Genomic DNA, 13,698 nt, shown 5'->3' on the forward strand with positions numbered 1-13,698 from the left:
CGATGGGAATCTTCCTGTGGGGCGTGATCCCCTACATCGCATTGCTGTCGGTGATCGGCGGCACCATCTGGCGGTACCGGTACGACAAGTTCGGCTGGACGACGCGGTCGTCGGAGCTGTACGAGTCGCGGCTGCTGCGGATCGGTTCGCCGCTGTTCCACTACGGCATCCTGCTGGTGATCGTCGGGCATGTGATCGGCCTGATCATTCCCGAGTCGTGGACCAATGCGGTCGGCATCAGCGAGGACATGTACCACTGGGTCGCCGCCGTCGGCGGCCTGATCGCGGCGATCGCCACCATCGTGGGCGTGGCGATCCTGGTCTACCGCCGTCGTACCGTGGGACCGGTCTTCGCCGCCACCACCCGCAACGACAAGCTGATGTACGCGGTGCTGATGTCGGCGATCCTGGCCGGCACCTACATCACGATCGTGGGCATGATCGACCCGCACGGTGCGGGCGTGAACTATCGGGAGACGGTGTCCCCGTGGTTCCGGTCGATCTTCGCGCTGCAGCCGGACATCGCGGCGATGGAGGCCGCCCCGCTGCGCTTCCACATCCACGTGCTGCTGGGGATGGCGATGTTCATCCTGGTGCCGTTCACCCGGCTGATCCACATTTTCACCGCCCCGCTGCACTACCTGTTCCGCCCGTACATCGTCTACCGGAGCCGTGACGTCACGGTCGCGCCCGGCGCGCAGCCGGCGTCGAAGGCCTGGGCGCCCATCGGCACGGAGGACCGCAAGTGAGTACCGCAACCGTCTCCGACGCACCCCCGGGAGTCACCTCCTCGGCGCAGTGGCGGAACCTGATCCTGGCGACCGCGGCCTTCGCGATCACCTTCTGGGCGTGGAACCTGATCGCCCCGCTGGGCGTCTTCTACGCCCGTCCCGACCAGATGGACCTGTCCCCGGCGCAGAAGTCGGTGCTCATCGCGGTGCCGATTCTGGTCGGCTCGCTGGGCCGGATCCCGGTGGGTGTGCTCACCCCGCGCTTCGGCGGCCGGGTGATGTTCGCGGCGCTGTGCTTCATCTCGGCGCCGTTCGTGCTGCTGGTGGCCCTGGCCGGGGAGATGAAGTCGTACCCGCTGATGGTAGCCATGGGCTTCTTCCTCGGTATCGCCGGCACCAGCTTCGCCGCCGGGATCCCGTTCGTGAACAACTGGTACCAGCCCAGCCGCCGCGGGTTCGCCACCGGCCTGTTCGGCGCCGGTATGGGCGGGACCGCCCTGTCGGCGTTCTTCACCCCGCGGTTCCGGGAGTGGTTCGGCTACTTCCCCACGCACGTGATCATGGCGGTCGCCCTGGTCGCCATGGGCCTGATCTGCTGGGTGATGATGCGCGATGCACCGTCGTTCACCCCGAACACCGATCCGGCGGTGCCCAAGCTGGTCGACGCCCTGAAGCTGCCGATCACCTGGCAGATGAGCTTCCTGTACGCGGCGGCCTTCGGCGGCTTCGTCGCCTTCTCCACCTACCTGCCGACCTACCTGAACGACGTCTACTCCATGCACGACCTCAAGGTGGCCGGCGCCCGCACGGCCGGCTTCGCCATCGCCGCGGTCATCGCCCGCCCGATCGGCGGTGTGCTCTCGGACAAATTCGGCCCGCGCCTGATCACCGCGATCTCCTGCGGCGGCGCGGCGGTGCTGGCGGTCTGGATGATCACCAAACCGGAGATGCCGTGGTGGGCCGGAGCCGACTTCCTGCTGATGGCGGTCATGATGGGCATGGGTGCCGGTTCGGTGTTCGCCTGGGTGGCCCTGGCCTCCCCGCCGGCGCGGGTCGGCGCGGTGACCGGTCTGGTCGGCGCCGCCGGCGGCCTCGGCGGCTTCTTCCCGCCGCTGGTGATGGGCGCGACCTACGACGCCCCGGCGCACTCGTACACAATCGGATTGGGACTGCTGGTGGCCTTCGCCGCCGCGGCCTGTCTGTTCACCATCTTCGGCATCGCCCGAAGCGAGAACGAGAAGAAGTGATTCGATGACGACGAACAACCTGTACACCCTCGCCGACCGGCTGCTGGAGCAGGCGCGGGAGGCCCGTGCCGGCCGGGCCTCGGAGACTGTCCGCGGTCACGGCGATCGCCTGCGCGAGACGGTGATCGCGCTGCTGGCCGGTCAGGCCCTCAACGACCACGAGAGTCCCGGTGAGGCCACCCTGCAGGTGCTGCGCGGCGAGGTGCGCCTGACCGTGCCGGCCGGACCGGACGGCACCGGTGGCGGCGAGGCGGCCCTGGTCGCCGGGGATCGCACCGATATCCCGCCCATGCGTCACGGCCTGTCCGCCGACACCGACGCGGTGGTGCTGCTCACCGTCGCCCTGTAGTCCGGCGCCCTGTAGTCCGGCGCCCGGCGCTGCTCCTGCTGCCGGCGCCGCACCCCTTCTCCGAGCGGTGTGACCACAGAGAGGTCACGAGCCTCGGAGGTCCCCGCGGGGTGCTGCCGCCCGCCGTCCCGAGCGACCACCAGCCGCTCTGCGGCCTCGCTCACCCGCAGCAGGCGATCAGTCGCGACGACGCGCCGCGTCGAGCAGGATCGCCCGTTCGGCCACGGCGACATTGCGCCGGGTCCGTGCCGCGGTATCGGGGGTCACCGACACCGAGGTGATGCCGCGGCGCACCAGATGCTCGGCCAGCTCGGGATACAGCGACACCGCCTGCCCGCACAGCGAGGTGGTCAACCCCGCGGCGGTGGCCCGATCGATGATCTGGTCGATCGCATCGAGCACGGCGCCGTCGCGGGTGTCGAACAGTTCCTTGCAGACCTCGGAGTCCCGGTCCACCCCGAGCACCAGCTGCGTCAGATCGTTGGAGCCGATGGACACCCCGTCGATCCCCAGCCGCGCGTATTCGGGCAGCCAGTACACCACCGAGGGGACCTCGGCCATGATCCACCGCTTCATACCGCGGTCGCCGCCGAGGGGATATGCGTCGAGCAGCGCCAGAGCTTCGGTCAGCTCCCATTTGGTCCGCACGAACGGGATCATCAGGTGCACGTTCCGGTGCCGGCGCCGCACGGCCTGCAGGACGTCCAGGTCGAGCCGGAACAGTTCGGGTTCGCGGATGTACCGGTAGCAGCCGCGGTAGCCGATCATCGGATTGTCTTCGACCGGTTCGACGTCGCCGCCCTCGAGTGCGGCGAACTCGTTGGAGCGCAGATCGATGGCCCGGTAGACCACCGGCCGGTCGCCGAACGCCCCGGCGATCGCCGAGACTCCCTTGGCCATCTTCTCCACGTATTCGCTACGTCGGCCCTGGGCGAGCAGGCGGGCCGGGTGCAGGCCCTCCAGCGCTTCGGTGATCATGAACTCCGCGCGCAGCAGGCCGACGCCGTCGACATCCATCGCCGCCACCTCCGCCGCGGAATCGGGGGTCGCCAGGTTGACGTAGACCCGGGTCGCGGTCACTTCCCGCGCCGGCGACGCGGCACCGGCGGCAGGGTCAGCGGACGGCAGCGGCCGTACCTCGGCAGGCGCCGGAGCCCCCGCCGAGATCGTGCCCGCGCTGCCATCCACCGTTACGAGAGCACCCTCGGTCAGGGTGCCTGTAGCTCCACGTGCGCCGACCACCACCGGTTTGCCGAGCTCGCGTCCGACGATCGCCGCGTGGCAGGTGATCCCGCCGCCGTCGGTGACGATCGCCGACGCGCGCCGCAGCACCGGCAGCCAGTCCGGCCGCGTCATCGGTGCGACCAGAACGTCGCCGTCGTCGAGGCTGCCCGCGTCGGACACCTCGTGCATAATCCGTACCCGCCCGCTGGCCACCCCGGGGCTAGCGCCCAGTCCGGTCACCAGCGGCTCACCGCTGCCGGCGCCGTCGTCGGCGTCCGTCGCTCCGCCGTCGCCGCCAAGGGTGGTGATCGGCCGCGACTGCACGATGAACAGCTGCAGGTTCGACTCGTCGCCGTCGGCGGGCAGGCAGAACGAGAACTCCATATCCTGCGGCGCACCGTAGTGTTCCTCGGCGCGCACACCGACGTCGGCGACCGCCAGGACCTGCTCTTCGGTCAGCACGCGCCGGCCGCGGTCGGCCTCGGCGATCGCTTCGGGGATCTCGTCGGCGGACTGGCCGGCGACGAACTGGAATTCCTGGGCGCCCAGGTGCGCGCTGACCACCTCGCGCGGCGGACCCTTGCTCACCACATAGGTGTCCGGTTCGACCTGGCCGCCGACCACCACCTCGCCGAGGCCCAGGGCGGCCTCGATCATCATCTGGTTCTGGTCGCCGGTCAGCGGGTCGACGGTGAACATCACGCCCGCGCTCACCGAGTCGACCATCAGCTGCACCACCACCGCCACCGACGGCTCCACGTCGACGTGCTGGACCTTGCGGTAGGTCATCGCCCGCGCCGACCACAGCGACATCCAGCAGCGCACGATCGCCTCGATCAGGTGATCGCCGCCCTCGATATCGGTGAAGCTGTCGTGGATGCCGGCGAACGAGGTGTCGGCGGCATCCTCCGACGGGGCCGACGAGCGCACCGCGACCCGGCGGTCGTCACCGAGCCGCCCGTAGGCCTCCACGATCGACGCCGCGATGTCCTCGGGCACCGGCGCCGCGGCCACGCGAGCACGCAACTGGTCGGCACGCTCGAGCAGTTCGTGTTCGGTCATGCCGTCCGGGGGCCACGCCGCAGCAGCCAGCTCCTCACGGAGCCCGGCCGCATCCATCGCGGCCAGATAGGCCTGTTTGGTGACGACGAAACCGCCGGGTACCGGGAAGCCGCCGCGGATCAGCTCCCCGAGATTGGCTCCCTTACCTCCGACGGTCGGCGCATCGCGCAGACCGAGCTCTTCGAGTGAGCGAACCCATTGCTGTGCCACCGGCACCCCTCCCCTTGGATCACCGAACCCCGACGATCCCGATCACTCCGGGCCGTCGATGTGATCCACACTACAGACGCGGTGCGGGGCGGGCATGGGGCAAAAGTCCCCGGATTCCTCGGATCGGTTCGCTCAGCCGGCGGGCGTGCCGTCGGCGGGATCGCCCTCATCGGCGGCCGCACTCTGGTCGCCGGCGCCCTGATCGGCAGCGCTGTCCTCGGCAACAACGTTGTGGGCGGCAGCACCGTCTGCTGGTGCGTCCTGCTCGGCGGCGCTGGCCCCGTCGGCCGGCTCCTGCACCACCACCATGGTCTCGGTGACCGCCTCGCTCACACCGGTGTCCGGGCCCGGAAGCACCACCGTTTCAGTCGTCTCTTCCTCGACGACGCTGCCGGACTCCGCGGTTCCGCCGGAGTCGACGACGCCGCCGTCAGCAACAGCCACCGCGTCGCCGGACGAACCAGCGTCGTCGTTGGCACCAGCGTCGTCGGGCAGCGGGCGCCAGGCCAGAACCAGGGCGGCCCCGACCACACCGAGCAGTGTTCCGACGATGAACCCGCCGAAGTTGGCAGCGGGGAACGCCACCAGCGCGATCACCATCGCGCTGATACCGGCGATCACCCGGGTATGCAGCCACACCAGGGCGGCGATGCCGCACAGTGCCATCAGGACCGACAGCATCACCGTCGAGACCCCGGAGACGGTGGACACCGTCAGGATCAGATCGCCGATCCGCAGGTTGTTCACCGACGGCAGGGCCAGCAGGATCGCCGAGAGCAGCAGGCAGACCGCACCCCCGAAGGGCCGTCCGACCTTCCAGCGCCGGAAGGTCGCGAACTTCTCCTTCACCGCCACCGGCTAGTTCCCGCCGCCGCTGTCGCCGCTGGCGACGCCACCGCAGGGATTGGCCTCCCGGCTCAGGCTCACCTTGGCCCCGTCGACGGTCAGCTTCGCCGCGCGCATGGCCTGCACATCGGCGCCGACGTCGAGGATCGACGCCGACGGCGCGGCGATGGCGGTGGCCAGCTCGGAGGATTCGGAATCGACGGCGGCCTGGGCCGAGCCGACGACGGCGTTGGTCAGAGTCATCGACGCGCCGAGGCCGTCGACGTCCATCATCATGTCGATGGCCTTGGTGCTCGGGCCGGGCGCCTTGATCACCATCGTCACGGTGCCGACACCGGGCAGGTTGGGAGCCGACATCGCCAGGCACAGATCGGTCAGGGTGGCCGTGCCCATGGTCACCACCACGGTCTCGATCCGGCCGTTGCGGGTGGTCTCGATCGCGCGCGGGTAGACAGCGACGTCGGTGCCTTCCAGGCTCGAGAGGGTGGCCTGGAAGTTCTCCCCGGAGACGGCCATCTGCACGGGCACGTCACCGCGCACCATGCCCACGCCCATCGCCGTGGTCACGCCCAGACCCAGGATCAATGCGGGGACAAAGATCTTCGGCCGAGTTTGTCGGACACGCTTGGTCTTCTTCTGCTTAGCCTTCATCTCGCCTCATCCGCGTACGGGCCCCCGGCCGGTGGATTACCGCTGGCAAGTCTAATGGCCAGAACCTGTTTGACCGAACCGCCCATCGGTTTGGGCGCAAACTGCGCATCTGCAGGCACCGAACGCGCCCCGCCGCCGCGCTGCTGCGCGTCACCGGATCGCCGAAAGCAGCGCGATGACAGAGCGCATCACCGGATGCGCCCGGCCACTACAGTGGCGATGCCGGGGTGAGGACCCCGCCCGGATCACCAGAGAACCGCCGGGATCACCAGAAAGGGAGTCGGGCCGATGCTCAAGACCGCATGGAATCAGCTGACCACCGGACAGAAGAGCGCGATCATCGCGGTGACCGCCGTCGACGCGGGCTTGCGCGCGTGGGCAGGCCGCGATCTGGCCGGCCGGCCGGCCGAGCAGGTCGCCGGCCCCAAGTGGTTGTGGACGCTGGGGCTGTCGGTGGTCAACTCGGTGGGTGTGCTGCCGGTGATCTATCTACTGCGAGGCCGCCGCCGGCCGACCGACGCCTGAGTCCCGACCGCCCCGGCTCCACCTTCGAAGGAACGACGATGCCCCTGCCGACGACTCCCGCCCGGCGCGTGCGGCGCCTGCTGCTGACCGCGCTGGCGATCGGCTCCGTGACGGCCACGGCCGCCTGCAGCTCCGGTACCCAGTCCGGCGAGCCGGTGGTGGTCACCGAGATCGTCACGGCGACCGCCGGTGAGCAGCAGCCGCTGCAGGACTCCGGTCCGGCCGCCCCGCCCGAGCCCGCCGCCCCCGCAGCGGCCGATCCCAGCGACTACGCCGCCGAAGCCGGTTACTTCTTCAGCTCGGCCAGCGGCAAGTGGAAGTGCGGGATCCGGCGTGCCGATGCGGGCTGTCACGGCCCGCTGCCGGCGGGTGCACCGCTGTCCTACGGTCAGCGCCCGACCGGTGCCGTGGTGGGTTCCGGCGCCGCCGAGCTGGTCAAGTTCTCCAGCCCCGAGTTCATGCTGCAGTCCGGCCGGACCGCCCCGGTGCTGCCGTACGGGCAGACGCTGACGATCAACGGCTTCAGCTGCAGCATCGATCAGACCGCCGGGGTCACCTGCCGCAACGACGGCACCGGCCGCGGCTTCACCGTCTCCGACATCGCCTACGACCTTTTCTGACGCCTCTGCCTCAGCCCGTTCTGACGCCTCTGCCTCAGCCCGCGAGTCCACCGGACCCACCGCATGCCGCCGGACGCACAGTCACCGCGTACCGTCGTGGGCGACAAGTTTCCCCAACGCAAGGATCTCGCGATGAGCAACAAGGACGAGCACGAGCAGCGCATCGAAGAAGAGGAGCGCGCCCGCCAGAAGGAGCGCGAGCGCCTCGAGCGCGAAGAGCAGGACCGCCTCAAGTAGGCACCCGCACATATGGACGAAGGCTCCGTCTCCCGGCAGGGAGACGGAGCCTTCGTCGTTCAAGCGTCAGTGGCTACCGGTGGGCGGCCACATCGACCGGCGTCAGATCACCAGCTCGACTTCTGCACGCCCGGCAGTTCGCCGGCGTGCGCCATGTCGCGCAGGCAGATCCGGCACAGGCCGAACTTGCGGTACACCGAGTGCGGACGCCCGCACTTGTTGCAGCGCGTGTAGCCACGCACCTTGAACTTCGGCTTCTTGGCGGCCTTGATCCGCAGCGCCTTCTTTGCCATGTCAGTTGTCCTTCGCGTTCGAGTCCTTGAACGGGAAGCCCAGCGCCTTGAGCAGCGCGCGGCCTTCCTCGTCGTTGGTGGCCGAGGTGACGACGGTGATGTCCATACCGCGGGGGCGGTCGATCGAATCGATATCGATCTCGTGGAACATCGACTGCTCGTTCAGGCCGAAGGTGTAGTTGCCGTTCCCGTCGAACTGCTGATCGCTCAGGCCGCGGAAGTCGCGGATACGCGGGAGCGCGATCGACACCAGGCGATCGAGGAACTCCCACATGCGGTCGCCGCGCAGAGTCGCGCGGGCGCCGATCGGCATGCCTTCGCGCAGCTTGAACTGTGCGATGGACTTACGGGCACGACGGATCTCGGGCTGCTGACCGGTGATGAGCGCCAGGTCGGCGACGGCACCGTTGATCAGCTTGGCGTCGCGGGCGGCGTCACCGACACCCATGTTCACGACGACCTTCACGACACCCGGGATCTGCATCACGTTGTCGTAGTTGAATTCGGAGTTGAGCGCGGACTTGATCTCCTCGCGGTAGCGAGTCTTCAGTCGCGGCTGGACCTTCTCAGAAGCGGTCATTGTCAGATGTCCTTCCCGGTCTTGCGGGAGATGCGGACCTTCTTGCCGGTCTCCTCATCGATCCGGTACCCGACGCGGGTCGGGTTGCCCTCGGAGTCCACGACCATCACGTTCGAGACGTGGATCGGGGCTTCCTGGGTCACGATGCCGCCGGACTCGGCGCCGCGCTCGTTGGCCGAGGCAGCGGTGTGCTTCTTGATGCGGTTGACGCCCTCGACGAGCACGCGCTCACGGGTCGGGTACGACTCGATCACCTTGCCCTTGGCGCCCTTGTCCTTACCCGCGATGACGATCACGGTGTCACCCTTGTGCACCTTCATGTCAGATCACCTCCGGAGCCAGCGACACGATCTTCATGAAGCGCTTGTCGCGCAGTTCGCGGCCCACCGGGCCGAAGATGCGCGTGCCACGCGGCTCGGTCTCGTTCTTGAGGATGACGGCAGCGTTCTCGTCGAACTTGATGTACGAGCCGTCCGGGCGGCGGCGCTCCTTGGCGGTGCGCACGATGACCGCCTTGACGATCTCGCCCTTCTTGACGTTGCCGCCGGGGATGGCGTCCTTGACGGTGGCGACGATCACGTCACCCACGCCGGCGTAGCGGCGCTTGGATCCGCCGAGCACCCGGATGCAAAGGACTTCCTTGGCACCGGTGTTGTCGGCGACCCGCACGCGCGATTCCTGCTGAATCACTAGTGGTCTCCTTGACCTGGCTAATTCTGTACGCCGGATTTCCGACCCGACGTACACGGTCCGTCGCCACCGAACACGCGCCTGCCTGGGATTTCGCCGCTTGCGCGGGCGGAATCCCAGTGGGTTCACGAGCCGATTCGCGGTGCACGCACCGCAGGCAACCGTTTCAGTGTAGGCGTCAGTGCAGGTCGACGCCAAATCCGGTCACCTGCCGGTACGACGACGTCGCCGCCCCGCGGCACCGGCACCCCAGGCTCGCGCCCGGATGCCGGGAACGGCCATCAGGGCCGGTTCACCGGGATGCTGACCCGATCGGGGTTCAGATAGTCGGCGGGGTCACGCAGATACCGAACCTGCGGGGAATGGTCGATCGTCTTCAGGGCGGCGAAGAAGGCCGCTTCCCGGCCGGTGGCCGGGGTGGCCAGGACCGGGAACCAGTCGTCGTGGTGACTGGGCACGAACACGGTGGCGCCGACCGCGTCGATGTAGGCCATCGCATCGTGCAGGCCGTTGGCGATCTCGTTGAATCCCTGGATCGCACCGACGTGCAGATCCACCGGTCCCAGCCGGCGCAGCGCCGCCAGGATCGCCGGGCCGGCCGGGTCGTGGCTCACCGGGCCGACCGAGTCGTGCCACAGGACCGAGGTGCCGCCGACGGTGAACTTGTAGGCCATGCTGCCGCCCTCGGGGTCGTTCAGGTGCGGGGCCAGTCGCGCCAGTTCGGCCGGGCCGGGCGGATCGGTGAGCAGCTTGTCGCTCGGCGGCAGCGGCAACAGCGGCGGCAACGCCCCGGTGGGCGCCTTGATCTGCGAGTGCAGGTGCCGCAGGGCGGTCACCTCGATGCCAGGCAGCCCCCGGTAGGTGGTGGTGCTCGCCGGACGTGCCCCGGCCGCACTGACCACATCGCAGCGCAGGGCCGCGTCCTGGCCGCGGAAGAAGCCGCAGTGCTCGGCCGAGCCGACCAGGCGGGCACCGGAGGCGCGGGCGATGTCGACCGCGTCGGCGGCGTGGTCGAAGTGGGCGTGCCCGATGAAGATGTGCGACGGCTTGAGCGCCGCCAGCTGCGCCGGGGTGGTCGGCACGTGCCTGGGGTAGACGTTCGGCACCCAGGCGTCGACCAGGAACACCTGTCCGCCCATCGCGACGGCGAAGTTGGCCACCCCGAACCAGGAGAACAGGACGCGGTCGGCACGCACGGCGCCGGTGGCCTGGTCCACGTTCGTGGCCCCGAAGACCGCGGTGCGGGCGGCCACCAGTTCACTCGCCGCGTCGGCCCGGCCGGCCGGGAGAGCCCCTCCGGCCACGGTCGAACCGACCAGAGCCAGGACCATTCCGAGAACGACGAGCACACGACGCATAGCCGTGAGCCTAGTGGGCGCGCCGGCGGAAACGACGAGGACCCGCGAGCCTGATGCTCGCGGGTCCTCGTCGCACCCCTCGTTTCGCCGATCGGCACTGGGCCGATCTCCCGATCACCAGTCGGCGACGGTGGTGTACCCGTCCTGCAACGCGCGGGCCAGCAGGTGCGCCTTGGTCGGCGCCGGCCGGTCCACGGCGTTGTACTTGTTGCGAATCCGCGAGACATGCGTGCTGACCGTCGACACCGAGATGAACAGCCGGGCTGCGGCCTCTTCCTTCGAGTCTGCGGCCAGCCAGGCCAGGAGCACCTCGACCTCGCGACGCGACAGCGCCGGGCGATTCAGCGGACGTGCGTCCTGCGACCGGAAGGCCGCGATATCGGTGACGATTCCGGATGTGGCTGCTGCCCCGGTTCCGCGCATCGCGGATGCGACGCCCCTCGCATCGAACTCGATGCCCTCCGGTGTTACTGCTGCCGTCACCTGTGTTCCCCTTACACTCCCCGACCCAAATATCAACGTGCCCTTGCGTTTTCGCTGCAGGGCAGACGACGCCTCAAAGGCAACTCACAGGTTAGGAACAGGTTGCGCCGCGAACTAGACCCAGAAATAGGGACACGTGTGCGCACGTGAACCGCGCCGGGTCAATCGTTCGGTCAGACGACACCGGTCCGGGCGGTACTTACCCGCTGGTCAGCAGCGGTCCGGCCGACGCCGGGCGGCCGGCGGCCCACCTCACCCGAATCCGGCAAATGAGACCTATACCACTGCGATTCGGGACCTTCGGCCTCGATCACGGAGCCGATTCAGGCCCGCGGCGGCGTGCCCGGCCGTCCAGCGCGAACTCTCGGCGACTGCGGTGGTCTGGTGCATCCACGGCGATGGTCGCCAGCAGGTCCCGGCCGGCGGGCAGGATCCGCACTGTCACACTGCTGTGCGCACCGGACCGCTTCAGTGCGGCGACGGCGTCCTGGCGCAACGGCCCGAGCAGTTCCGTGGGAGCCGAATGCTCCGCCGGCGCCACCAGGGTCCAGTCGTGGTCGTCGAGCAATACCACCCGGGCTCCACGGGCACGAGCGTCCCAGGCGGCCGCCGCCACCTCCGGCACGTCCAGGCCCGGAGCGCGGATCCGATCGCGCAGATTCGCCTCGACCAGACCGCAGCGCACGATGACGTCGGCATCCAGCGCGCGGCCCGAGGAGATCCGCTCGAGCAGGGGACGAGCGCGCTGCCCCAGATACTCCAGTTGCTGGTCACGCACCGCCAGCGCCGCCTGCTGGGCCGCCGCCGCTGCGCTCTGGCGTTCGGCCTGCGCGCTGAGCGCATAGATCTGGCGGGCGCGGGGCCGCACGATCGCGGCGAAGAAGGTCGCCATCAGCAGCACCGCGAAGTTCGGCGCCAGCGCATCGATCAATGAGGGCGCGGGAGCACGGACCCGGTCGAGCACCACGACCAGTGCGGTGGCGACGACGAAGACCGGCCAGACCACCCACACCCGTCCGCGCACACAGACGAAGCCGAAGACGATGGCCAGCATTCCCGAGGCCGTGGCCGAGGCCCAGTTCGGTTCGGCGGTGGTGGCGAAGGCCACCAGCACCAGCCCGATCACCGGCAGTGTCACGCAGACCGCGGTGGCCGGCCATCGGAGGGGATCGCCCGGTGCGGCCAGCAGGACCAGCGCGGCCACCGCGTCGAGTCCCATCGCCAGCAGATACAGCCACGGGTGGACCACTCCGGCTGAGGCCAGCCCCAGAACGGTGGAACCGGCCACGACACCCGCGGCCAGCAGGTACATCCCCGGCAGCCGGAGCCCTACCGGCGGGGCGCTCACGGCCTGCTCCAGTCAAGCCGTACGACGGTGCCGCGGCCCACGGTGCTCTGGATCTGTGCGCTGGCGCCGGGCACCTCGGCCAGCCGGGACCGGATGCTCACCCTGATCCCGAGCCTTTCCGGCGGCACCTGCGCCGGATCGAAGCCGACACCGTTGTCGGCGACCGACACCGCGATCTGCTCCTCGGCGGGCTCGATCAGGATCACCCGTTCGGCATCGGGTCCGGCGTGCAGCACCGAGTTGCGCAGCGCCTCGCCCATCGCCTCGGTCATCGCCCGGATCACCGGCTCGGGGTAGCGCGCGACGGTGCGGTCTAGCTGTTCCGGCGCATGCACTCCGATCGGCACGTCCGCGTCGATGGTCGCAGCCAGGGTCCGCATCCGCGCGACCGCCTCGTTCACGCTCAGCTGCCCGTCGATCACCCCCTCTGCCGCGGCCAGTTCGTCGAGTTCGCCGAGGACATCGCGTGCCTGTCGAGGCAGGCGCGGATCGTCGGGGTGCCCTTTGGCGGCGACCAGAGTGGCGATCACCCGGTCATGGATGAGCGCATCGATGCGGGAGCGTTCGGAGTTGCGGGCGGCGGCCGAGGCCGAGGCGGTGGCCGCGGCGACCGCGGCGGCGCGGGTGCGATCCAGGATCCCGCCCATCCGCACCACCAGCGCGGTGACCACGACGAACGACACGGTGAACAGGACTGTCCAGGCCGCTTCGCTGATCACCGTGGTGTCGACGACGTCGTCGGTGCGCCCGGCCGCGGTGATCGCCGCGTTCAACGCCGAGCACAGCACCAGCGTGACCAGTGCTGCCCGCAGCCGGTACAGCGCCACCGCCATGGCCGGCAGGCCCGCGAAGGTACTCAGCCAGGAGACTCGTACGTCGGCCACCGGCTCACCGGACCAGGCGGCAAACCACAGCAGACCGGCCAGCAGATAGCCGGCCGCGCACGAGTACACCAGCGGCTGCAGGTACCGCTGCCCCGTCGACACCGAAGCCACGACCAGCAGAGTGAAGCCGGGCCCGAAGGCCAGGACCACCGCGATCGGCGTGAACCAGGGCGCGACCAGACCGGGCGGCTGCCCCAGCGCGGGGATCGTGATCAGGAAGTAGGCGGCGAAGCCGACGCCGATGAAGCGCGCCATCACCGTGGCGATGCGGGCGTCCTCGGCTCCCCCTCGCTCCGGCGGCCGACGGTACGGCGTCCAGCGATCCTGCGTTATCGCAGACGAGTCCATCGGAACGGACCG

General features: G+C 69.4%; 16 protein-coding genes. 5 read left to right on the forward strand and 11 right to left on the reverse strand.

Annotated features, from left to right (window positions below; translation table 11 throughout):
• The first annotated feature begins 2 nt into the window (after window positions 1-2).
• Genes narI through GOHSU_RS03015 form a run of 3 tightly spaced genes read left to right on the forward strand, consistent with a single transcriptional unit; the run spans window position 3 to window position 2,327 of the window.
• On the forward strand, window positions 3-749 hold the full coding sequence (gene narI / locus GOHSU_RS03005; RefSeq protein ID WP_005936661.1) for a respiratory nitrate reductase subunit gamma: 747 nt from the start codon (window positions 3-5) through the stop codon (window positions 747-749).
• A complete protein-coding gene (locus tag GOHSU_RS03010) occupies window positions 746-1,978 on the forward strand; it encodes an MFS transporter (RefSeq protein ID WP_005936664.1) in 1,233 nt (410 codons plus the stop codon). Before narI ends, GOHSU_RS03010 begins: the two co-directional genes overlap by 4 nt.
• A gap of 4 nt (window positions 1,979-1,982) precedes the next feature.
• Window positions 1,983-2,327: a cupin domain-containing protein gene (locus tag GOHSU_RS03015; protein ID WP_005936667.1), complete on the forward strand. Its 345-nt coding sequence runs from the start codon at window positions 1,983-1,985 to the stop codon at window positions 2,325-2,327.
• 177 nt (window positions 2,328-2,504) lie between these two features.
• On the opposite strand, the gene ppsA is transcribed toward GOHSU_RS03015, so the two are convergent.
• The 3 genes from ppsA to GOHSU_RS03030 form a co-directional block, all read right to left on the reverse strand.
• Window positions 2,505-4,829, reverse strand: coding sequence for a phosphoenolpyruvate synthase (gene ppsA / locus GOHSU_RS03020; protein ID WP_005936669.1), 2,325 nt, complete (start codon window positions 4,827-4,829; stop codon window positions 2,505-2,507).
• 126 nt (window positions 4,830-4,955) lie between these two features.
• Window positions 4,956-5,672 carry a DUF6114 domain-containing protein gene (locus GOHSU_RS17055; RefSeq protein WP_024332749.1) on the reverse strand — a complete coding sequence of 239 codons (717 nt, stop codon included), beginning with the start codon at window positions 5,670-5,672 and terminating at the stop codon, window positions 4,956-4,958.
• Between the two features lie 9 nt (window positions 5,673-5,681).
• Window positions 5,682-6,320, reverse strand: a complete 639-nt coding sequence (locus GOHSU_RS03030) for a DUF6230 family protein (RefSeq protein ID WP_005936673.1) — start codon at window positions 6,318-6,320, stop codon at window positions 5,682-5,684.
• Between the two features lie 288 nt (window positions 6,321-6,608).
• Between GOHSU_RS03030 and GOHSU_RS03035 the strand changes: the two genes are divergently transcribed.
• Both GOHSU_RS03035 and GOHSU_RS03040 read left to right on the forward strand, forming a co-directional pair.
• Window positions 6,609-6,845, forward strand: a complete 237-nt coding sequence (locus GOHSU_RS03035; protein WP_005936675.1) for a DUF5652 family protein — start codon at window positions 6,609-6,611, stop codon at window positions 6,843-6,845.
• A gap of 38 nt (window positions 6,846-6,883) precedes the next feature.
• A complete protein-coding gene (locus tag GOHSU_RS03040) occupies window positions 6,884-7,465 on the forward strand; it encodes a hypothetical protein (RefSeq protein ID WP_035739892.1) in 582 nt (193 codons plus the stop codon).
• 344 nt (window positions 7,466-7,809) lie between these two features.
• Here GOHSU_RS03040 and GOHSU_RS03050 read toward each other — a convergent pair whose 3' ends face one another.
• The 8 genes from GOHSU_RS03050 to GOHSU_RS03085 form a co-directional block, all read right to left on the reverse strand.
• Window positions 7,810-7,995: a type Z 30S ribosomal protein S14 gene (locus GOHSU_RS03050; protein ID WP_005936679.1), complete on the reverse strand. Its 186-nt coding sequence runs from the start codon at window positions 7,993-7,995 to the stop codon at window positions 7,810-7,812.
• 1 nt (window position 7,996) lies between these two features.
• Complete coding sequence (gene rplE / locus GOHSU_RS03055) at window positions 7,997-8,575, reverse strand: 50S ribosomal protein L5 (protein WP_005936680.1); 579 nt, start codon at window positions 8,573-8,575, stop codon at window positions 7,997-7,999.
• A 2-nt stretch (window positions 8,576-8,577) separates the two neighbouring features.
• A complete protein-coding gene (rplX, locus tag GOHSU_RS03060; protein ID WP_005936682.1) occupies window positions 8,578-8,895 on the reverse strand; it encodes a 50S ribosomal protein L24 in 318 nt (105 codons plus the stop codon).
• A 1-nt stretch (window position 8,896) separates the two neighbouring features.
• A complete protein-coding gene (gene rplN / locus GOHSU_RS03065; RefSeq protein ID WP_005936684.1) occupies window positions 8,897-9,265 on the reverse strand; it encodes a 50S ribosomal protein L14 in 369 nt (122 codons plus the stop codon).
• A 281-nt stretch (window positions 9,266-9,546) separates the two neighbouring features.
• A complete protein-coding gene (locus GOHSU_RS03070) occupies window positions 9,547-10,623 on the reverse strand; it encodes an MBL fold metallo-hydrolase (protein WP_005936687.1) in 1,077 nt (358 codons plus the stop codon).
• A gap of 114 nt (window positions 10,624-10,737) precedes the next feature.
• Entirely contained in the window at window positions 10,738-11,106 is a 369-nt protein-coding gene (locus GOHSU_RS03075) for a response regulator transcription factor (protein ID WP_005936690.1), read from the reverse strand.
• A 310-nt stretch (window positions 11,107-11,416) separates the two neighbouring features.
• The gene (locus GOHSU_RS03080) at window positions 11,417-12,454 is read right to left on the reverse strand and encodes a DUF8320 family protein (RefSeq protein ID WP_005936692.1); all 1,038 of its coding nucleotides are present in this window, start codon (window positions 12,452-12,454) and stop codon (window positions 11,417-11,419) included.
• Window positions 12,451-13,686, reverse strand: a complete 1,236-nt coding sequence (locus tag GOHSU_RS03085; RefSeq protein WP_005936695.1) for a sensor histidine kinase — start codon at window positions 13,684-13,686, stop codon at window positions 12,451-12,453. The genes GOHSU_RS03080 and GOHSU_RS03085 overlap by 4 nt, the downstream gene beginning before the upstream one ends.
• Between the last annotated feature and the right edge of the window lie 12 nt (window positions 13,687-13,698).

The sequence above is a fragment of the Gordonia hirsuta DSM 44140 = NBRC 16056 genome (assembly GCF_000333015.1).
In the GTDB taxonomy this organism is placed as follows: Bacteria; Actinomycetota; Actinomycetes; order Mycobacteriales; family Mycobacteriaceae; genus Gordonia; species Gordonia hirsuta.

What these genes read in the sequence shown, in the direction of transcription:
- narI (WP_005936661.1), top strand. Translation starts at nt 3, where the DNA reads ATGGGAATCTTCCTGTGGGGCGTGATCCCCTACATCGCATTGCTGTCG.
- GOHSU_RS03015 (WP_005936667.1), top strand. Translation starts at nt 1,983, where the DNA reads ATGACGACGAACAACCTGTACACCCTCGCCGACCGGCTGCTGGAGCAG.
- GOHSU_RS03030 (WP_005936673.1), bottom strand. Translation starts at nt 6,320, where the DNA reads ATGAAGGCTAAGCAGAAGAAGACCAAGCGTGTCCGACAAACTCGGCCG.
- GOHSU_RS03035 (WP_005936675.1), top strand. Translation starts at nt 6,609, where the DNA reads ATGCTCAAGACCGCATGGAATCAGCTGACCACCGGACAGAAGAGCGCG.
- GOHSU_RS03040 (WP_035739892.1), top strand. Translation starts at nt 6,884, where the DNA reads ATGCCCCTGCCGACGACTCCCGCCCGGCGCGTGCGGCGCCTGCTGCTG.
- GOHSU_RS03050 (WP_005936679.1), bottom strand. Translation starts at nt 7,995, where the DNA reads ATGGCAAAGAAGGCGCTGCGGATCAAGGCCGCCAAGAAGCCGAAGTTC.
- rplE (WP_005936680.1), bottom strand. Translation starts at nt 8,575, where the DNA reads ATGACCGCTTCTGAGAAGGTCCAGCCGCGACTGAAGACTCGCTACCGC.
- rplX (WP_005936682.1), bottom strand. Translation starts at nt 8,895, where the DNA reads ATGAAGGTGCACAAGGGTGACACCGTGATCGTCATCGCGGGTAAGGAC.
- GOHSU_RS03070 (WP_005936687.1), bottom strand. Translation starts at nt 10,623, where the DNA reads ATGCGTCGTGTGCTCGTCGTTCTCGGAATGGTCCTGGCTCTGGTCGGT.
- GOHSU_RS03085 (WP_005936695.1), bottom strand. Translation starts at nt 13,686, where the DNA reads ATGGACTCGTCTGCGATAACGCAGGATCGCTGGACGCCGTACCGTCGG.